Source organism: Euzebyella marina (genome assembly GCF_014855515.1).
GTDB lineage: Bacteria > Bacteroidota > Bacteroidia > Flavobacteriales > Flavobacteriaceae > Euzebyella > Euzebyella marina.
This window is the reverse complement of record NZ_JACYFK010000003.1, coordinates 77,367-98,683: the sequence shown is the minus strand read 5'-3', so window position 1 is coordinate 98,683 and position 21,317 is coordinate 77,367. Positions and strand designations below refer to the sequence as shown.

Below are 21,317 nucleotides of genomic sequence, written 5' to 3'. Positions count from 1 at the left end.
GTTTACTCGTTAAAGAGCAATACCCCAGCATTTCATCGCTCTTTGAATCTACGATTTAATCGACAAAATGGACTATAGGTAAAAAGACTCATCAGTCGAATTGTTAGATTTCACAGATAAAGATGAAACCTAAGTAAGTTTCTAATCCATACAAAAAGAGCCATTTAACCAACAAATAGGTTGCCGCATTTTTTTATTTAATTAACCGTATTTTTGCGCAAATTTTCCTCATGAGTTTTAAAGAAGAGATTCAAAAAAGAAGAACGTTCGGAATTATTTCGCACCCCGATGCTGGTAAGACCACATTAACCGAAAAATTACTCTTGTTCGGTGGCGCCATTCAGGAAGCGGGCGCAGTAAAAAATAATAAAATAAAGAAGTCTGCTACCAGTGATTTCATGGAAATTGAAAGACAGAGGGGTATTTCGGTGGCTACTTCGGTTTTGGCCTTTATTTATAAGGATAAAAAAATAAACATTCTAGATACCCCGGGTCACAAAGATTTTGCCGAGGATACCTTTAGAACGCTCACGGCAGTTGACAGTGTAATTGTCGTTGTAGACGTGGCCAAAGGTGTTGAGGAGCAGACAGAAAAGCTGGTGGAAGTTTGCCGTATGCGCAACATACCGATGATTGTCTTCATCAATAAACTGGATCGTGAAGGAAAAGATGCATTTGATTTGTTAGATGAACTTGAGCAAAAATTGGGTCTGTCGGTTACACCTCTGAGTTTCCCCATAGGCATGGGGTTTGACTTTAAGGGCATTTATAACATCTATGAAAAGAATATCAACCTATTCAGTGGTGATAGTAAAAAGAATATTGAGGAAACTATTGCATTTGACGATGTCAACAGCCCCCAACTGGAAAAAATCATCGGTAATAAAGCGGCCGAAGAGCTAAGAGACAACCTTGAATTGGTCAACGGGGTTTATCCAGATTTTAATAAAGAAGACTATTTAAAAGGTATACAACAACCTGTCTTTTTCGGTTCTGCCTTGAATAATTTCGGAGTTCGTGAATTGTTGGATTGCTTTATTGAGATAGCTCCCTCCCCACGTTCTAAAACCGCAGAAGAAAGAACGGTAGAGGCCAATGAAAAAACAATGTCCGGCTTTGTCTTCAAAATTCACGCTAATATGGATCCGAAACACCGTGACCGGTTGGCATTTGTTAAAATTGTTTCGGGTACTTTCGAAAGAAACAAACCTTACCTGCATGTAAGACAAAATAAAAATTTGAAATTCTCGAGTCCTAATGCCTTTTTTGCTGAGAAAAAAGAGATTGTAGATATTTCGTACCCTGGGGATATTGTTGGTCTTCATGATACTGGGAATTTCAAAATAGGTGATACCCTTACGGAAGGCGAAGAGCTTCATTATCGTGGTATACCCAGCTTTTCACCAGAGCACTTTAGGTATATCAACAACGCCGACCCGATGAAGGCCAAGCAATTGAATAAAGGAATTGACCAATTGATGGATGAGGGTGTCGCGCAACTTTTCACCTTGGAATTGAACGGAAGAAAAGTCATAGGTACCGTGGGCGCCCTTCAATTTGAAGTTATTCAATACCGTTTAGAGCATGAATATGGGGCCAAGTGCAGTTATGAGAACTTTCCGGTGTTTAAAGCCTGCTGGGTAGAGCCTGCCGACCCGAAAAATGAAGAATTTAAAGAGTTTAAAAGGGTTAAACAAAAGTTTCTAGCAAAAGATAAAAAAGGCCAACTCGTTTTCTTGGCCGATTCGCAGTTCTCTTTGCAAATGACTCAACAGAAATATCCTTCTGTCAAGTTCCATTTCGTTTCTGAATTTGATTGAAAAAATCGTAAATAAAAAAGCCCGCTGAAATAGCGGGCTTTTTTTATGCTTCTCCTGTGGGCCCAAAATTAATGGGTATGGGAGGTTGCTCATAATCTTTTATAGTACCATGGGCTTTCTCAAACCTTGACACGTTATCGCTTAAGGCCTTTAAAAACTTCTTGGCGTGCTGCGGGGTCAAAACGATTCGACTTTTAACCTTCGCCTTAGGAGCACCAGGCATAATACTAATAAAATCTACTACAAATTCTGAAACAGAATGGTTGATGATTGCCAAATTCGAATAAGTTCCCTCGGCAGTCTTTTCATCAAGCTCTATATTGATTTGCTTTTGTTTATCGTTATCGGCCATAAAACATTTTAATAAAAAAAGAGCCAGATATTCAATATCTGGCTCTTTTAAATAATATTTAGAATTTCAAGGCTTCTTTACGAGCCATGATTTCATCATACTCTTCTTTAGATCCTACGATTATGTTCTCGTAGTCACGCATACCTGTACCAGCAGGAATCTTATGACCCACAATAACATTCTCCTTAAGACCTTCTAAAGTATCGATTTTACCACTAACGGCAGCTTCGTTCAATACTTTCGTGGTTTCTTGGAAAGACGCAGCAGAGATGAATGACTTGGTCTGCAATGAAGCTCTAGTAATACCTTGAAGTATCGGTGTAGCTGTAGCCGCAACCGCGTCTTTAGCCTGAACCAATTCTTTATCGGCACGTTTTAAGATAGAGTTTTCATCACGTAACTCTCGTGCTGTGATAATCTGTCCTTCTTTAAGGTTATCAGAATCTCCTTTATCAACAACTACTTTCTTGCCATAAATTTCATCGTTCTCGTTGATGAAATCATCTTTATGAACCAATTGGTTCTCTAAGAAAATAGTATCACCCGGATCCTGAATTCTCACTTTACGCATCATTTGTCTTACAACAACCTCAAAGTGTTTGTCATTGATTTTCACACCCTGAAGTCGGTAAACTTCCTGTACTTCGTTCACCAAGTATTGTTGAACGGCAGACGGACCTTTGATGGCCAAGATATCCTCAGGAGTTATAGAACCATCCGATAACGGCATACCCGCTCTCACATAGTCATTTTCCTGAACCAAGATCTGGTTGGAAAGTTTAACCAAGTATTTCTTGATTTCTCCCAATTTCGATTCTATGATAATCTCACGGTTACCTCTTTTGATTTTTCCGAATGAAACAACACCGTCAATTTCGGAAACAACTGCTGGGTTAGAAGGGTTTCTTGCTTCGAAAAGCTCGGTAACCCTTGGAAGACCACCCGTGATATCACCTGCCTTAGCAGATTTACGAGGAATTTTAACCAGAGTCTTACCTTCTTTAATCTCATCACCGTCATCAACCATAATGTGAGAACCTACAGGTAGGTTATAAGAACGTAAAGTTTCACCCTTAGCATTTTGAATAAGAAGGGTCGGAATCAACTTCTTGTTTCTAGATTCAGAAATTACCTTCTCTTGGAAACCTGTTTGTTCATCAATTTCCACTTGGTAAGTAACACCTTGCTCAATATTCTCATAGGCTATGTTACCAGGGAATTCAGATACAATAACACCGTTATAGGGATCCCAAGTACAGACTATGTCACCTTTTTTAATTTCGGCACCATCTTTCACCATTAGAAGAGAACCATAAGGAATGTTATTTGTACTAAGGGTAATACCTGTCTTAGCGTCAACAATCTTTATCTCTGTAGTTCGCGAAATAACTATCTCTGCAGGGTTACCTTCAGAATCAACACCAGTAACTGTTCTCAAGTCTTCAATTTCTGCCCTACCATTAAATTTGGCAATCAACTTGTTATCTTCAGAAATGTTACCTGCAATACCACCCACGTGGAAAGTACGCAAGGTCAACTGTGTACCTGGCTCACCGATTGATTGTGCGGCAACAACACCTACAGCCTCACCTCTTTGAACCATTTTATTGGTAGACAGGTTTCTACCATAACATTTAGCACAGATACCTTTAGCAGCCTCACAAGTCAAAGCCGAGCGCACCTCAATCTTCTCGATTGGAGAGTTTTCAATCTTCTTAAGATCGGACTCCATGATTTCTTGACCGGCACGCAATAGTAGCTCCTCTGTAAGAGGGTCGTATACGTCGTGCAGGGAAACCCTACCCAAAATACGCTCTCCAAGAGACTCAACTACCTCTTCGTTCTTCTTCAAGGCCTCTACCTCGATACCGCGAAGAGTACCACAATCTTCTGTATTGATGATTACATCTTGCGATACATCAACCAGACGACGTGTTAAGTAACCCGCATCCGCAGTTTTAAGAGCGGTATCCGCAAGACCCTTACGAGCACCGTGAGTAGAAATAAAGTATTCAAGAATCGAAAGACCTTCCTTAAAGTTCGAAAGAATCGGGTTTTCGATAATCTCACCACCACCAGCTGTAGATTTTTTCGGCTTGGCCATCAGACCACGCATACCTGTCAACTGACGAATCTGCTCTTTAGACCCCCTTGCACCAGAATCCAACATCATATAAACTGAGTTGAACCCTTGCTGATCTTCACGAATTCGCTTCATTGCCAATTCGGTAAGCATTGCGTTGGTAGAGGTCCAAACGTCGATTACCTGATTGTAACGTTCATTATTGGTAATAAGACCCATGTTGTAGTTGGCCATAATGCCGTCTACTTGCTCATTGGCCTCGCCAATCATATCATGCTTCTCAGCAGGAATAATAATATCACCAAGACTAAAAGACAATCCGCCCTTGAAAGCGAAGTCATAACCCATGGTCTTGATCTTATCTAAGAAATCTGCTGTTGTAGGTACATCGGTAACACTTAAAATCTTACCGATAATATCTCTTAGCGATTTTTTGTTCAATACGTCGTTAATGTAACCAGCTTGTTCAGGTACTTCCATATTGAACAATACCCTACCAACAGTTGTCGGTATAATTTGATACACTAACTGACCTTCTTCATTAAAGTCTTTAGCTCTTACCTTGATACCGGCATTCAAGCTTACTTTACCTTCATTGAAAGCAATCTCAACTTCCTCTGCAGAGTAAAAAGTTAAGCCCTCACCTTTAATAGGCACTTCAGGAGTCGATTTTCTTTCTTTGGTCATATAGTATAGACCCAAAACCATATCCTGAGATGGTACCGTAATTGGTGAACCGTTAGCTGGGTTAAGAATGTTATGCGAAGCCAACATTAATAACTGAGCCTCAAGAATAGCCTCTGGCCCAAGAGGTAAGTGTACCGCCATTTGGTCACCGTCGAAATCCGCATTAAATGCCGTACAAACCAATGGGTGCAGTCTAATCGCTTTACCCTCGATCAATTTTGGCTGGAATGCTTGAATACCTAATCGGTGAAGCGTAGGAGCACGGTTAAGAAGCACAGGATGCCCTTTTAAAACGTTCTCCAAGATATCCCAAACAACTGGTTCTTTCTTATCAATAATCTTTTTGGCCGATTTTACGGTCTTTACAATACCTCTTTCTATCAGTTTTCTGATAACAAAAGGCTTATAAAGCTCAGCAGCCATGTCTTTTGGAAGTCCACACTCGAACAATTTCATTTCAGGCCCAACGACGATAACCGAACGTGCAGAGTAATCAACACGCTTACCTAGAAGGTTCTGACGGAAACGACCTTGCTTACCTTTTAATGAATCTGAAAGTGATTTTAATGGCCTATTCGACTCAGTTTTTACAGCTGAAGCCTTTCTTGTGTTGTCGAACAAGGAATCAACTGCTTCTTGAAGCATACGCTTCTCATTTCTCAAGATTACCTCAGGAGCCTTGATTTCTACCAACCTCTTCAAACGGTTATTACGTATAATTACCCTTCTATAAAGATCGTTCAAATCAGATGTGGCGAAACGACCACCATCTAATGGCACCAATGGTCGCAATTCTGGTGGAATAACCGGAATTACTTTCATAATCATCCACTCCGGATTGTTCTCCCTATTATCCTGAGATTCACGTAAAGCTTCTACTACTTGAAGTCTTTTAAGTGCTTCTGTCTTACGCTGTTTTGAAGTTTCAGTATTAGCCTTGTGACGTAATTGATATGAAAGTTCTTTCAAATCGATTCTTGCCAAAAGATCGATCAAACACTCGGCACCCATCTTAGCGATGAATTTGTTAGGGTCTGATTCTTCTAAATATTGGTTCTCAACAGGAATCGATTCAAGAATGGTCAAATATTCTTCTTCGGTCAAGAAATCCATTTTCTTGATTTCTTCCCCTTCAGGACCTTTGGCAATACCTGGTTGAATAACCACATAACGCTCGTAATAGATAATCATATCCAATTTCTTGGATGGCAAACCTAGTAGGTAACCAATTTTGTTTGGCAACGAACGGAAATACCAGATGTGGGCAACAGGAACCACCAAGTTGATGTGCCCTACCCTATCTCTACGAACTTTCTTCTCTGTAACTTCAACACCACAACGGTCACATACGATACCGCGGTAGCGAATTCTTTTGTACTTACCACAAGCACACTCATAATCCTTTACGGGTCCGAAAATACGTTCGCAAAAGAGCCCATCCCGTTCCGGTTTATGGGTACGGTAGTTAATGGTTTCCGGTTTTAACACCTCACCACGCGATTCTGCCAAAATAGCTTCAGGAGAAGCTAAACCGATAGAAATCTGGTTAAACCTTTTTACTGGATTATTATCTTTAATTCTAGCCATAATGTATTATGCTACTATATTATAATGTATGTTAAAACTATTCTTCCAATCTAATATCTAAGCCCAAACCTTTAAGCTCGTGCATCAATACGTTGAAAGATTCCGGTAAACCGGGTTCTGGCATGGTCTCACCCTTAACGATAGATTCGTAAGTCTTGGCCCTTCCGACAACATCATCAGACTTAACGGTCAATATCTCACGAAGTGTGGCAGAGGCACCATAAGCTTCCAATGCCCAAACCTCCATCTCACCAAATCGCTGGCCACCGAATTGAGCTTTACCACCCAATGGTTGCTGTGTAATCAATGAGTAAGGACCGATTGAACGTGCGTGCATCTTATCATCTACCATGTGGCCTAATTTCAGCATATAGATAACACCTACAGTAGCAGGCTGGTCGAAACGCTGTCCCGTACCACCATCAAACAAGTAAGTGTGACCAAATCTAGGAATACCGGCATCATCGGTATATTTATTGATCTCGTCAAGAGAAGCACCGTCAAAAATTGGAGTGGCAAACTTTTTGCCCAACTTAAGACCTGCCCAACCTAATACCGTTTCATAAATCTGACCAATGTTCATACGTGAAGGTACACCTAATGGGTTCAATACGATATCTACTGGAGTACCATCTTCCAAGAAAGGCATATCTTCTTGACGTACGATTCGAGACACGATACCTTTATTACCGTGACGACCCGCCATTTTATCACCAACCTTAAGCTTACGCTTCTTGGCAATATAAACTTTAGCCAATTTCATGATTCCAGCAGGTAGTTCATCACCAACTGAGATAGTAAACTTATCTCTTCTTAGATTTCCTTGAAGATCGTTCAACTTAATCTTGTAGTTGTGTAATAAATCAGCTACTGATGTATTGGTATCTTTATCCGTAGTCCAACTTCCGCCTACCAAGTGGGCGAAATCATCAACGGCATTTAACATTTTAAGAGTGTACTTCTTACCTTTTGGCAATACTTCTTCTCCCAAATCATTAAGAACACCTTGCGAAGTTTTACCATTCACCAAGGTGAAAAGTTTATCGATAAGAACATCTTTTAGCTCTTGGAATTTTACTTCGTATTCCAATTCTAATTTGTTCAATTCTTCTTTATCCTCTGATCTCTTACGTTTATCCTTAACCGATCTTGAGAACAATTTTTTATCGATGACCACACCTCTTAATGAAGGTGAAGCTTTCAAAGAAGCATCTTTTACATCTCCGGCCTTATCACCGAAAATAGCTCTTAGAAGTTTTTCTTCAGGTGTTGGGTCTGATTCACCTTTTGGCGTAATCTTACCAATCAAAATATCACCTGGTTTAACTTCTGCACCAATACGGATCATTCCGTTTTCATCAAGGTCTTTGGTGGCCTCTTCCGAAACGTTAGGAATATCATGGGTCAACTCTTCAGCGCCCAATTTGGTATCTCTTACTTCAAGTGAATATTCATCTACGTGGATGGAGGTGAAAATATCCTCTCTAACCACTTTCTCAGAAATTACGATTGCATCCTCAAAGTTGTAACCCTTCCATGGCATGAAAGCTACGGTAAGGTTTCTACCAAGAGCCAATTCACCTTTTTCGGTTGCGTAACCCTCACAAAGTACCTGACCTTTTTTAACTCTATCACCTCTTCTTACAATAGGCTTCAGGTTAATGCTAGTACCTTGGTTGGTTTTTCTAAACTTAACCAATTCATAGGTTTTTGAATCATCGTCGAAACTGATCAAACGCTCATCTTCAGTTCTGTCGTACTTAACAGTAATCTTTTTAGCATCAACGTATTCAACGGTTCCTTCGCCTTCAGCATTTATCAACACCCTAGAATCAGAAGCAACTTGACGTTCAAGACCCGTACCTACTATAGGCGAATCGGGGCGCAATAATGGTACCGCTTGACGCATCATGTTCGATCCCATCAATGCACGGTTCGCATCATCGTGCTCCAAGAAAGGAATTAACGATGCCGATATCGAAGCAATCTGATTAGGTGCCACATCGGTGTAATTTACCTCTACGGGATCCACAACCGGGAAATCGCCTTCTTCACGGGCGATTACTTTATCGGTATCGATGGTTCCGTCTTCTTTCAAAGGAATGTTCGCTTGCGCAATTTTCATTCCCTCTTCTTCTTCAGCACTCAAGTAAGTATACTCGCCTGTATCTACCTTACCATCTTCAACTTTTCTATATGGGGTTTCCAAGAAGCCCATTGGGTTGACCTTAGAAAACACAGACAATGAAGATATCAAACCAATGTTCGGACCTTCAGGTGTCTCAATCGGACAAAGTCTACCGTAATGCGTGTAGTGAACGTCTCGAACCTCGAAACCTGCTCTTTCCCTAGAAAGTCCACCTGGCCCTAGTGCAGATAAACGTCTTTTATGTGTAATCTCTGCCAATGGATTGGTTTGATCCATAAACTGAGATAACTGGTTGGTACCAAAGAAAGAGTTGATAACTGAAGACAAAGTCTTTGCGTTAATCAAGTCAATCGGTGTAAACACCTCATTGTCACGAACGTTCATACGTTCACGAATAGTACGTGCCATACGAGCCAAACCAACACCGAACTGAGAAGAAAGTTGTTCACCTACAGTTCTAACACGACGGTTTGACAAGTGATCGATATCATCGATTTCAGCTTTTGAATTGATAAGCTCGATCAAATATTTAATGATAGTAATGATATCTTCTTTGGTAAGCACTTGCTTATCCATTCCGATATCAAGACCCAATTTCTTGTTCATTCTGTACCGACCGACCTCACCTAGGTTGTAACGTTGATCGGAGAAAAACAATTTGTCAATAATACCTCTCGCCGTTTCTTCATCGGGCGGCTCGGCATTTCTCAATTGACGATAAATATGTTCTACTGCCTCTTTCTCAGAGTTGGTAGGGTCTTTTTGCAATGTATTGTGAATAATTGCATAGTCTGACTGTGCATTATTCTCTTTGTGCAAAAGGATGGTTTTTACATCGGCGTCCAATATTTCGTCGATGTGTTCTTTTTCAAGAACGGTATCACGATCTAAAATGATTTCGTTTCTTTCGATAGAAACTACCTCACCGGTATCTTCATCAACGAAATCTTCATGCCAAGTGTTCAATACCCTGGCGGCCAATTTACGGCCCAATACTTTTTTCAATCCGGCTTTAGAAACTTTCACTTCTTCAGAAAGGTCGAAAATTTCAAGAATATCTTTATCCCTTTCGAATCCAATAGCCCTGAAGAGGGTAGTTACCGGTAATTTTTTCTTTCTATCAATGTAGGCGTACATAACCCCGTTGATATCTGTAGCGAATTCTATCCAAGAACCTTTGAATGGAATTACCCTTGCGGAATATAATTTTGTTCCGTTAGCATGGAACGATTGCCCAAAGAATACACCAGGTGAACGGTGTAACTGAGAAACAACAACCCTCTCGGCGCCATTTATAACAAATGTTCCGCTGGGGGTCATATAAGGTATGGTACCTAGGTATACGTCTTGTACGATTGTCTCAAAATCCTCATGCTCAGGATCGGTACAATACAATTTAAGTCGCGCCTTTAGCGGTACACTGTAAGTCAAACCACGCTCGATACATTCTTGTATGGAGTATCTAGGTGGGTCTATGAAATAATCTAAAAATTCAAGTACGAACTGGTTTCTGGTGTCCGTAATCGGGAAGTTTTCTTGGAAGGTGTTGTACAAACCTTCGTCACCCCTTTCGTCAGATTTAGTCTCTAGTTGAAAGAAATCTTGAAAAGACTTGATCTGAATGTCCAAGAAATCCGGATAATCCGGCGTGTTCTTAGCGGATGCAAAATTAATTCTCTCAGTCTGTTGTGTGAACATCTATGGACAGTGTTTTGATCGTGAATACTCTAAAAATACTAAGCTGTACAGGGTCGTATGCCTCTTAACATACGTACTGAATATAAAAACAAGTTTAGGTCCAATCCCGTCCGAGGACGAAAAAAGACCTAAACAAAATGCTATGGTCGCTGCTATTATTTAAGCTCAACTTCTGCTCCTGCTTCTTCCAATGATTTTTTGATACCTTCGGCTTCGTCTTTAGATACACCTTCTTTAACAGCTTTAGGTGCGCTATCAACAATATCCTTAGCGTCTTTCAAACCAAGACCGGTCAATTCTTTAACCAATTTAACAACAGCAAGTTTAGAACCTCCTGGTGCTTTCAAGATTACGTCAAACTCTGATTTTTCTTCAGCAGCTTCACCACCTTCAGCGGCTCCACCACCAGCAGCAACGGCTACTGCAGCAGCAGCAGGCTCAATGCCATACTCTTCTTTTAATATATCAGCCAATTCGTTAACCTCTTTAACGGTCAAGTTTACCAACTGTTCTGCGAATTCTTTTAAATCTGCCATTTTTCTATCGTTTAATAAAATTTTTAAAATATACTTAGTTTAGTGCGTACTTATCTTTCAGATAATGTTTTAAGGATGCCGGCCAATTTGCCACCACCAGACTTAAGTCCGGAAATAACGTTCTTGGCAGGTGATTGCAACAGTCCGATGACCTCTCCGATCATTTCTTCTTTAGACTTGATGCTCACCAATGCATCCAAATTCTCATCACCTACATAAATTGCTTCCTCAACGAAAGCTCCTTTCAATAATGGCTTATCAGATTTTTTTCTGAAATTCTTGATAAGCTTGGCAGGAGCATTTCCTACTTCGGAAAACATCAAAGAAGTGCTTCCTTTCAACACTTCAGGAAGATTTCCAAATTCCTTGTCGGAAGCTTCCATTGCTTTTGCAAGCAAGGTATTTTTGACTACCGCTAATTTAATGTTAGCCTTAAATGCCGCTCTTCTCAAATCTGAGGTCTGCGCTGCGTTCAATCCCGATATATCTGCCAAATAGATACTTGGACTATCGGCCAACTGCGAAGTCAAATCCTGTATTACGTTTGCTTTTTCTTCTCTTGTCATACTGTAAATTTTGAACTACCCAGTTCGATTAAACTGATTTAGGATCTAATTGAACACTTGGGCTCATAGTACTTGACATGAAAACAGATTTCATGTAAACACCTTTTGCCGCGGCAGGCTTCATCTTTACCAAGGTTTCGATAAGCTCTTTCGCGTTATCAGCAATCTTATCAGCGGAAAAAGATACTTTTCCGATTGCTGCGTGAACGATACCCGTTTTATCTACCTTGAAATCGATTTTACCGGCTTTTACATCTGACACTGCTTTAGCGACATCCATAGTAACCGTACCTGTCTTTGGGTTAGGCATTAAACCTCTAGGACCTAGAATTCTACCTAACGGACCAAGTTTGCCCATTACACTAGGCATGGTGATGATTACATCAACATCGGTCCATCCACCCTTGATTTTATCAAGATACTCGTCTAAACCTACAAAGTCAGCGCCAGCTTCTTTCGCTTCAGCTTCTTTATCAGGAGTAACCAAGGCCAAAACCTTCACATCTTTACCAGTACCATGAGGCAATGTCACAACCCCACGAACCATCTGATTTGCTTTTCTTGGATCTACACCCAAACGAACTGCCAAATCAACTGATGCGTCAAATTTAACGCTGGTAATTTCCTTTACTAAAGCGGCACCTTCATTTAAAGAGTAAAGTTTGCCCCCATCAATTTTGGAACGTGCCTCTTTTTGTTTTTTCGTTAATTTTGCCATTTAAATTGCTTTATAAGATTTTAAAAAGGTCTTTTACCTGCAACCTTCAAACCCATAGACCTTGCGGTACCAGCAACCATGCTCATAGCCGATTCTATGGTAAAGGCATTAAGATCAGCCATTTTATCTTCCGCGATAGTTTTGACTTGATCCCAAGTAACGTTACCTGATTTTACTCTGTTAGGTTCGCCAGATCCTTTTTTAATCTTAGCTGCTTCCATCAATTGAACGGCCGCCGGTGGTGTTTTAACGACAAAGTCGAAAGACTTGTCTTTATAGACGGTGATAACAACTGGTAAAACCTTACCTTGTTTGTCCTGCGTTCTAGCATTGAACTGCTTACAGAACTCCATGATGTTAACGCCGGCAGCACCTAAGGCGGGTCCAACCGGTGGCGATGGATTCGCTGCACCTCCCCTAACTTGTAGTTTAACTACTTTACCTATTTCTTTTGCCATTGTATTAAATTAAATTGAAGCTGTATTTGTTTGGAAGCAACACAACTTAAATATGTAACACTTAAAAAATTATATTTTCTCTACTTGCATATAGCTAAGTTCCAATGGAGTTTTTCTTCCGAAAATCTTAACCATCACCTCTAGCTTACGCTTCTCTTCGTTGATTTTCTCCACCGTACCGTTGAAACCGTTGAAAGGCCCATCAATTACCTTAACAGTCTCACCATGAACGAACGGTATGGCTACACTATCGGTAGTAACCGCCAACTCATCGGCCTTACCAAGCATGCGGTTGACCTCTGATTTTCGAAGAGGAACGGGATCACCACCCTTGGTTTCCCCTAAAAAGCCAATAACATTGGTTATAGAACGAATGATGTGAATCATTTCTCCGCCCAAGTTGGCCTTAATCATTATATAACCAGGAAAATAAACCCTTTCTTTATTGATTTTTTTCCCGTTTCTGATTTGCACTACCTTTTCGGTAGGCACCAACACGTCTTCTAAATAATCAGAAAAGCCATGACGCTCAACTTCACTCTCAATGTAGCCTTTGATTTTATTCTCTTGACCACTGACAGCACGTACGACATACCATTTCTTTTCTAACACTTCCGACATAGCTATCTTCTAGTTTAAGACGTTGTTGAAATACAATTGTACCAATTTACTAAATACGGTGTCGACACCCCAGGTCGCCAATGCGAACAAAATAGAAAATACAGCTACCACGACCATTAGGTTGGAAGCTTCTGCTCTTGACGGCCACGTAACGTTGTTACGCAACTCTTCTATTGATTCCTTTATATATGTCAACATACCGTTAAATTTGGCACGGGAGGAGAGGCTCGAACTCCCGACACCTGGTTTTGGAGACCAGTGCTCTACCAACTGAGCTACACCCGTTTATAATTGCACTTAAAGGTGCCCAACCAGAGAAGGACACCCTTAAGAACAATTGATATCTAATACTTAATTAATCTAGAATCTTGGTAACCTGACCAGCACCTACAGTTCTACCACCTTCACGGATAGCGAAACGTAGACCAACACTCAATGCGATTGGTTGGATCAAATCAACAGTAATAGTCAAGTTATCACCTGGCATTACCATCTCAACACCATCAGGAAGACTAATGTTACCAGTAACATCAGTAGTTCTTACGTAGAACTGAGGACGGTAGTTATTGTGGAATGGAGTGTGACGACCACCTTCTTCTTTTTTCAAGATATAAACCTCAGCTTCGAATTTAGCGTGCGGCTTAACAGAACCTGGCTTACAGATAACCATACCTCTTTTGATGTCAGATTTTTCAATACCTCTCAAAAGAATACCAACGTTATCACCAGCTTCACCTCTATCCAAAATCTTACGGAACATCTCAACACCAGTAATAGTAGAAGTCAATTTCTCAGCTCCCATACCAATGATATCTACAGCATCACCAGTATTGGCAACACCTGTTTCAATACGACCGGTAGCAACAGTACCACGACCAGTAATAGTGAACACATCTTCTACAGGCATCAAGAAATCTTTATCAACATCTCTCTGTGGCAATTCGATCCAGCTATCAACAGCATCCATCAACTCCATAACGGTATCAACCCATTTTTGCTCACCGTTAAGTGCACCTAGGGCAGAACCAGAAATCACAGGACCATTATCACCATCATACTCGTAGAAAGAAAGCAATTCTCTTACTTCCATTTCAACCAACTCTAAAAGCTCCTCATCGTCAACCATGTCAACTTTGTTCAAGAAAACAACGATTCTTGGAATACCTACCTGACGGCCTAAAAGGATGTGCTCGCGAGTTTGAGGCATAGGACCGTCTGTAGCGGCAACAACCAAGATGGCACCGTCCATCTGAGCGGCACCAGTAACCATGTTCTTCACATAATCCGCGTGACCAGGACAGTCAACGTGTGCATAGTGACGATTAGCAGTTTGGTATTCAACGTGAGAAGTGTTGATAGTAATACCTCTTTCTTTTTCTTCAGGAGCGTTGTCAATTGAATCAAAGCTTCTAAGCTCAGAAAGACCAGCATTCGCTAATACAGTAGTAATAGCAGCAGTCAAAGTTGTTTTACCGTGATCAACGTGTCCAATAGTACCTATATTCAAGTGCGGTTTGGAACGATCAAAAGTTTCCTTTGCCATTTTTAATGAATTTTAATCTTAGTTTATATATTAGTGTACAAATAATGCCTTAATTGAGCCAACGACGGGAATTGAACCCGTGACCTCTTCCTTACCAAGGAAACGCTCTACCCCTGAGCTACGTCGGCGTAAAGTGTTTAATATCTTCATCCCTAAAACAAGAGGAAGAGATGCCTGCCTTCGCAGGATTGGCACGACTGCCAATTTAGAGCGGGAGACCGGGTTCGAACCGGCGACATTCAGCTTGGAAGGCTGACGCTCTACCAACTGAGCTACTCCCGCAATACTTAATTACAATATATCAAAAACGTTCTTAAAAAAAGAACAAATGCCCGAATTTTCGCTCAGGCAGTGTGGGGAGAGCAGGATTCGAACCTGCGAAGGTGAAAACCAACAGATTTACAGTCTGTCCTCGTTGGCCGCTTGAGTATCTCCCCGCCTTATTTTTCCAGTATTTCAGAGCCGATAGAGGGACTCGAACCCACGACCTGCTGATTACAAATCAGCTGCTCTAGCCAGCTGAGCTATATCGGCCTTTACAGCCTTTTTTATGCATAAAAAAGTCCGCTATTTCTAACGGACTGCAAATGTATAGATATTTTTATTTATTCAAAACAAAATCGAAAAAATTTTCATCATGCATGCACTCGAAGTTTTTCTTTTCGCTTGATCAGCTTTCTTTCCAAAGAACCACAAGACGAATCTATAGCCTCTTCAAAAGACTTGCATTGCTTTTTCACCATAAACTTATCCCCTGGCACATTGAGCTTTATTTCAACTATTTTATTCTCTTTGGCACTTGTATTCTGTACCTTTAAATAAACATCTGAACTGATTACCTTATCATAAAAGGTCTCAAGCTTATCCATTCTAGATTGAAGAAAATTAATAAGCTTTCTGTCGGCATTGAAATTTACTGATTGCACATTTACGTTCATAGGTCGTAATTTTTAGGTTAAACAATGTAAACTAAGCCCTCATTTTTTACCTCTCGGATGGGCGTTGGCATGCACTTTCTTTAACTCGGTGATACTGTTGTGTGTATACACCTGGGTAGATGCCAAGCTTGAGTGCCCAAGTAATTCCTTCACTGAATTTAAATCTGCCCCTTTATTAAGCAAATGGGTAGCGAAGGTGTGCCTTAAGATATGGGGGCTCTTCTTTACTTTAAGCGACACCTTACTAAGGTAATTATTAATTAAACGATAGACAAGGGTTTCATATAATTTATAACCTGATTTTAACAGGAATAAATACTCGCTATCTTTAATTTCATCTAGACCATTTCTATAGCCTAAATAACTTGAAACCAGCCGACAAGTGCCATTCAAAAGGGGCGCAATGCGCTCTTTATTACGTTTGCCCAATACTTTCATGGTAGAACCAGTCAAATCGATATCGGTAAGCTTTAAACCTATCAATTCGGCCCTTCGAATACCTGTGGTATACAACAAATCGATTATTAATTGATCCCGAACCCCTTCGAATGTATCAGGGTATTCTATCTGAACCAACACAGAATCCATTTCAACCTCGGAAAAAGGTACCTGAACCTTTTTTGCAGTTTTTAAAGCTCTGTGCTTTGCCAGGGGATTAACCTCTAACCGACCTATACTTTGCAAAAATTTATAATATGCTTTTAAGGAAGCTACTTTTCTATTGACCGACTTATTTGCAATATCGCAATCCACCAAATGAACCACCCAACTTCTTATTATAGAATAAGAAACCGAATCTATATCGTTAATTTCATGTTGGTCAACACAAAAATGGATAAAGCTTTCCAAATCTTTGGCATACGCATTTACAGTATGAGTAGAATAATTCTTCTCTAGCGACAGGTAAGATAAAAATGACTCTAAGTGCATATCACTAAATTAGAAAGAATATCTAACCGAGGCCTGTGAAGTAGAATATTTAAAAAAGGAAGTTATTGAAAATAAAAAAATCCCATCATAGCTGATGGGATTTCACAATATATTTGTACACCGAATTTACAGGACTTAGATTTCTTCCTTATCCCTTAAGCCCTGAATGTATTGTGCTTTTTGAATCTGAGCTCTACGCTCAACGGAGGGTTTTGTGAATTGTTGACGCTTACGCAATCTTCTCATCGTACCCGTTTTATCGAATTTACGCTTAAAACGCTTTAAAGCCCTATCGATGTTTTCTCCTTCTTTTACTGGTATAATTAACATTGGCTACAACCTCCTTTCTTTAAAATTAAGGGTGCAAATATATAAACTAATTTTAAAAATGAACCCCAATATGAAAATTAAATTTCAAGAACGGATTAAAATAGCAATTACACTAAAAACAGCTTAGTCTATTTATTGGGAGCCCGATATTCTTTTTTATCAATAATAATCTTTGAAAGTATTTCTTTCAAAATTTCAGAAGTACCACCACCAATTGGCCCCAATCGACTATCTCGAAGCAATCTAGCCATCGGGTAATCTTCAATATAGCCATAGCCACCTAAGAACTGTAAACAGTTATAGATTACCTCATCGGCCATTTTAGTAGACTTTAGTTTTGAAATTGTAGCTTCTTGAACTACATAATGCCCCTCGTTCATTTGATGGGCAACACCATAATTGTAATGCTTACAAAGCTCCATATCGGCATATAGATCAACAAATCGATGGCGCAGTGCCTGGTACTGATTGATTGATTTGCCAAAGGCTTCGCGCTCTGACATGTACTGCAAAGTATAATCCAAAGCATATTCAGCACGGGCATGCGCATTGACCCCCATTACCAACCTTTCCAAAGCAAACGCCTCCATAATGAAACCGAAACCTTTACCTTCTTCCCCAATTATATTACTGGAAGACACCTTTACATTATCGAAGGCCAACTCGGCCGTATCTGACGCTCGCCAACCCAATTTATTCAATTTACTAGCAGATACGCCCTCGGCATCAAGGTCTACAATAAACATACTTATACCCTTGTTGCCCGCTTTAGGGTCTGTCTTTGCCGCTAACACAACATAATCACCATAAACACCATTGGTGATAAAAGTCTTTGAACCATTAATTATGTAAGCGTCACCATCTTTAATGGCGGTTGTGCGCATACCCGCAACATCACTACCACCAAATGGTTCGGTTATACCAAGACAACCTATCTTCTTTCCCGATACACTTGGCTCTAAATATCTATTCTTTTGGTCATGATTGGCATTTTTATTTAAATGGGTCATTGCCAGATAGGCGTGGGCCCACATAGCCGCAGCAAAACCGCCAGAATTAATTTTCTGTAACTCTTCAACAAATATAACCGTGTAAAAAAGATCTAGACCAAGACCACCATACTCTTCAGGAGTGGCGAGACCGAAGTAGCCCATTTCTCCAAATTTCTCCCAGATAAAAGGCTCAATGGTTCCTGTTTCTTCCCATTTTTCTATATGGGGCACTACTTCTTTTTGTAAAAAATCTTTTAGGCTTTCTCTAAATAATTGGTGTTCTTCAGTGAAGCACATACCATGCATAGCTCATTTTTTTTATAACGACAAATATAGGGCTATTCTATCTATCTTGTCGGATGGAAAATCTTCTATGTTCTTCAATTCATCGATTGAATCAATACCATCTTGAGCTTCGCGGTACAAAATAATTTTACGGGCCAATTGATAATTGATGTACACCAATTGGGATAGTTCTGTAGCTGTGGCTTGATTTACATTAATTTTCATCACCGCTGGAGGATTAAGAACTTGAAATCTTTTTAATGCTCTTTGAACAACATTTGGCTCCAGGCCATATACATCATATAACTGCTCGTTCACCAAAAATCCGCCTAATCGATCTCTGAACTTTACAATTCTTGCTGAAAGCTTATCTCCAATACCACTAATTTCCTTTAACTGGTCGGTCGTGGCAGAATTGATGTCGATAATTTGAATGGAAACTTCTGTCTTATCATTATATGCCTCAGCTTTTGTTTCTTTGGCCGGGGCTTTCTTAACGACCCAATCGGGAAACTTGAAATGAGGAGATATTTTTTCAAGTAATGAATCAGAAACATGGGTTACTTCCTGAAATTCTTCGGCAGAGTTTACAAACTTTCCTTGCTTTCTAAAGGAATGTAAAGCATCTATTTCCTCAGTACTCATCCCAAGCGTATAACCTTTGTAATCGGTAATATAGTTTGGGTTAAAAGGAAAAATCTTGGGTTCAGATTTATTGCTCCCCTGCACCTTTAGACTGTCGATCAAATACTGCTCTTTACTATTCAGCATAAGACTTTCGCTTGCCTTATTATCAGGAAGGTAACTAACGGCCCAATAGGCAATTTGAAGAAGTACTATAATTAGAAGCAAAAAGAAAATCCCACTTCGTTCTTGTTTATTGAACTTAAAGTGGGATTTAAAATTTTCCATTTCTCAAGTAAATCTATTTGGCCACGCGTTGTTTCTTGAACAATTGGTTGGCTTTTAATTTTCTCCAGTATTCTCCCAAATCGGTTTTCACTTCACCGGACATGATATAAAGACCGATAATATTAGGGAAAGACATGGCCAAAATCATCATATCTGAAAAATCAAGCACCGCACCCAAACTTACAGAGGCTCCGATTACAACGAAAATCAAGAACATTATTTTATAGATCATTTCAGACTTTTTGCTCTTTCCAAATAAATATGTCCAAGCTCTCATACCGTAATACGACCAAGAAATCATTGTAGAAAATGCGAACAAGAAAACTGCCAATGCCAATACATAGGGGAACCAAGATATCTGGCTTCCGAAGGCGTCAGAGGTCAATTGGGCGCCAGCCATACCTTCTACTTCGTGCATACCTGTGAAAATCAATACCAAAGCGGTCAATGTACAAACTACCACCGTATCGATAAATGGCTCCAACAAAGCTACAAAACCTTCAGAAGGCGGATGGTTCGTTTTGGCCGTACTATGTGCAATAGCGGCAGAACCTACACCTGCTTCATTGGAAAAAGCTGCCCTTTGAAAGCCAACAACAAGTACACCTACAATACCTCCTTTTAATGCCGATGGACTAAAAGCACCGTCTACAATTGCAGAAAAAGCAGGACCAATATTCTGAATATTCATAATGATAACTGCCAACGCGGCCAAAATATATACAGAGGCCATAATTGGCACTACCCTACCCGTTACCTTGGCAATACTGTTGATACCTCCGATAATAACTACACCTACTAAAATTGCCGTTACCACCCCGAACCAAAAACCGTTACCGGCCAACGCAGGAAACTGACCTGCCAATTGCTCAAAAGATTGGTTGGCCTGAAACATATTACCACCACCAAAAGAAGCACCAATGGCAAGAACGGCAAATAAACCGGCCAATGCCTTACCTACTCCTTTTAAATTTCTTTTTTCCAGACCATAACGCAGATAGTTCATCGGCCCACCAAATACCCTACCGTCAGGCAGTATATCCCTATATTTTACACCAAGGGTACACTCAACAAATTTTGAGGACATACCAAGAAGACCACAGACAATCATCCAGAAAGTGGCTCCTGCCCCACCTAAGGAAACAGCAACGGCCACACCGGCAATATTACCTAAACCAACCGTACCGGATACTGCAGTAGCCAGTGCTTGGAAGTGGGTTACCTGACCGGGTGCATTCGGGTCGTCATACTTTCCTTTGGCCAAATCGATAGAGTGCCCAAAGCCCCGAATATTGATAAAGCCCATTCTAATGGTAAAAAAGAGAGCTCCTAATACCAACCAAATAACAATAAATGGAATGTCTTTCGTAAGAGGGTCCCCATTGGGGTGGGTCATAACTATCGGATCGTCATATACTATTTCGGCCAAATAGTGAGCTCCTTGTTCAATAACATGCTCTGCGTTATCTGAATTATAAATTACTTTACCTTCTTGAACCAAATATTTTAATGATCCAGTGGCAGAAGCGATAACATTTCTTTCGCCATTTTTATCACTAGAGATAATAGCAATTTGATCGCCTTTTACCACCTTAGACCCTTCAGGCTTCAACCATTGCTTGAGTACAAACCTGTCTTGAATCTCTGCGGACCAACCAGGCGTACCTACCAATTTTTTATCTGCATAGGCTACGGGATCATATATACCGATAGCGGCAAAAGGGTCCCAAAACAAAACAGACCCCAAGGCATTTACTGCTGGGGTCATCGTTCCGTTGAAAATTTCTGCTATGGCATTTGTTTCTACCTTATATACTTTAGTAACCGTATTTCCCTTCGAGTCAGATACTACCACCGTATAAGGTACACCCTCGACCAAGCCCGTTGCCTTTTTTGAAGACAAAGGCGTACTTTGATTGCTCCATTTATAACTATAGGGAGGGGTACCACCGAGCACTTGAAGGTCAACGACACCATCGTTTATATTTTTCGATGGGTTCATGACCGCAGCCTTTACGGTGAGATCTTGTGAGTTTGCCACTAAACCAAGTAGCATAAAAAGTAACAGGGAAAATTTCTTCATAATTTAATTTATGGTGTTTGGTACTTATC

17 protein-coding genes and 5 tRNA genes are annotated in these 21,317 nt (G+C 40.3%); 1 reads left to right on the top strand and 21 read right to left on the bottom strand.

Annotated features, from left to right (window positions below; all coding sequences use genetic code 11):
• Window positions 1-230 precede the first annotated feature (230 nt).
• Entirely contained in the window at window positions 231-1,820 is a 1,590-nt protein-coding gene (locus IL356_RS13455; protein WP_121848093.1) for a peptide chain release factor 3, read from the top strand.
• 43 nt (window positions 1,821-1,863) lie between these two features.
• On the opposite strand, the gene IL356_RS13450 is transcribed toward IL356_RS13455, so the two are convergent.
• The 21 genes from IL356_RS13450 to IL356_RS13350 form a co-directional block, all read right to left on the bottom strand.
• A complete protein-coding gene (locus IL356_RS13450; protein WP_121848092.1) occupies window positions 1,864-2,172 on the bottom strand; it encodes a DUF3467 domain-containing protein in 309 nt (102 codons plus the stop codon).
• 58 nt (window positions 2,173-2,230) lie between these two features.
• Complete coding sequence (gene rpoC, locus IL356_RS13445; RefSeq protein WP_121848091.1) at window positions 2,231-6,529, bottom strand: DNA-directed RNA polymerase subunit beta'; 4,299 nt, start codon at window positions 6,527-6,529, stop codon at window positions 2,231-2,233.
• Between the two features lie 37 nt (window positions 6,530-6,566).
• Window positions 6,567-10,376: a DNA-directed RNA polymerase subunit beta gene (rpoB, locus tag IL356_RS13440; RefSeq protein ID WP_121848090.1), complete on the bottom strand. Its 3,810-nt coding sequence runs from the start codon at window positions 10,374-10,376 to the stop codon at window positions 6,567-6,569.
• Window positions 10,377-10,531: 155 nt separating this feature from the next.
• Complete coding sequence (rplL, locus tag IL356_RS13435) at window positions 10,532-10,912, bottom strand: 50S ribosomal protein L7/L12 (protein ID WP_121848089.1); 381 nt, start codon at window positions 10,910-10,912, stop codon at window positions 10,532-10,534.
• A 50-nt stretch (window positions 10,913-10,962) separates the two neighbouring features.
• Window positions 10,963-11,478, bottom strand: coding sequence for a 50S ribosomal protein L10 (rplJ, locus tag IL356_RS13430; protein ID WP_121848088.1), 516 nt, complete (start codon window positions 11,476-11,478; stop codon window positions 10,963-10,965).
• A gap of 28 nt (window positions 11,479-11,506) precedes the next feature.
• Window positions 11,507-12,196, bottom strand: coding sequence for a 50S ribosomal protein L1 (gene rplA, locus IL356_RS13425; RefSeq protein WP_121848087.1), 690 nt, complete (start codon window positions 12,194-12,196; stop codon window positions 11,507-11,509).
• Window positions 12,197-12,216: 20 nt separating this feature from the next.
• Window positions 12,217-12,654 carry a 50S ribosomal protein L11 gene (gene rplK / locus IL356_RS13420; RefSeq protein ID WP_121848086.1) on the bottom strand — a complete coding sequence of 146 codons (438 nt, stop codon included), beginning with the start codon at window positions 12,652-12,654 and terminating at the stop codon, window positions 12,217-12,219.
• Window positions 12,655-12,723: 69 nt separating this feature from the next.
• Complete coding sequence (gene nusG / locus IL356_RS13415; protein ID WP_121848085.1) at window positions 12,724-13,275, bottom strand: transcription termination/antitermination protein NusG; 552 nt, start codon at window positions 13,273-13,275, stop codon at window positions 12,724-12,726.
• A 9-nt stretch (window positions 13,276-13,284) separates the two neighbouring features.
• Complete coding sequence (gene secE, locus IL356_RS13410) at window positions 13,285-13,473, bottom strand: preprotein translocase subunit SecE (RefSeq protein WP_121848084.1); 189 nt, start codon at window positions 13,471-13,473, stop codon at window positions 13,285-13,287.
• 11 nt (window positions 13,474-13,484) lie between these two features.
• Window positions 13,485-13,560: transfer RNA gene (locus IL356_RS13405), tRNA-Trp, on the bottom strand.
• 70 nt (window positions 13,561-13,630) lie between these two features.
• Window positions 13,631-14,818, bottom strand: coding sequence for an elongation factor Tu (gene tuf / locus IL356_RS13400; protein ID WP_121848083.1), 1,188 nt, complete (start codon window positions 14,816-14,818; stop codon window positions 13,631-13,633).
• A gap of 56 nt (window positions 14,819-14,874) precedes the next feature.
• Window positions 14,875-14,946: transfer RNA gene (locus IL356_RS13395), tRNA-Thr, on the bottom strand.
• Between the two features lie 81 nt (window positions 14,947-15,027).
• Window positions 15,028-15,100 (bottom strand) — tRNA-Gly (locus IL356_RS13390).
• Between the two features lie 72 nt (window positions 15,101-15,172).
• Window positions 15,173-15,255 (bottom strand) — tRNA-Tyr (locus IL356_RS13385).
• A 23-nt stretch (window positions 15,256-15,278) separates the two neighbouring features.
• Window positions 15,279-15,352 (bottom strand) — tRNA-Thr (locus IL356_RS13380).
• 101 nt (window positions 15,353-15,453) lie between these two features.
• The gene (gene hpf / locus IL356_RS13375) at window positions 15,454-15,756 is read right to left on the bottom strand and encodes a ribosome hibernation-promoting factor, HPF/YfiA family (protein ID WP_121848082.1); all 303 of its coding nucleotides are present in this window, start codon (window positions 15,754-15,756) and stop codon (window positions 15,454-15,456) included.
• A gap of 39 nt (window positions 15,757-15,795) precedes the next feature.
• A complete protein-coding gene (locus IL356_RS13370) occupies window positions 15,796-16,686 on the bottom strand; it encodes a tyrosine-type recombinase/integrase (protein WP_121848081.1) in 891 nt (296 codons plus the stop codon).
• Between the two features lie 135 nt (window positions 16,687-16,821).
• Window positions 16,822-17,016 carry a 30S ribosomal protein S21 gene (gene rpsU / locus IL356_RS13365; RefSeq protein ID WP_121848080.1) on the bottom strand — a complete coding sequence of 65 codons (195 nt, stop codon included), beginning with the start codon at window positions 17,014-17,016 and terminating at the stop codon, window positions 16,822-16,824.
• A gap of 128 nt (window positions 17,017-17,144) precedes the next feature.
• Window positions 17,145-18,314 carry an acyl-CoA dehydrogenase family protein gene (locus tag IL356_RS13360; protein WP_121848079.1) on the bottom strand — a complete coding sequence of 390 codons (1,170 nt, stop codon included), beginning with the start codon at window positions 18,312-18,314 and terminating at the stop codon, window positions 17,145-17,147.
• A 12-nt stretch (window positions 18,315-18,326) separates the two neighbouring features.
• Window positions 18,327-19,205, bottom strand: coding sequence for a ComEA family DNA-binding protein (locus tag IL356_RS13355; protein WP_121848078.1), 879 nt, complete (start codon window positions 19,203-19,205; stop codon window positions 18,327-18,329).
• Between the two features lie 13 nt (window positions 19,206-19,218).
• On the bottom strand, window positions 19,219-21,288 hold the full coding sequence (locus tag IL356_RS13350; protein ID WP_121848077.1) for an amino acid carrier protein: 2,070 nt from the start codon (window positions 21,286-21,288) through the stop codon (window positions 19,219-19,221).
• Window positions 21,289-21,317: the final 29 nt, after the last annotated feature.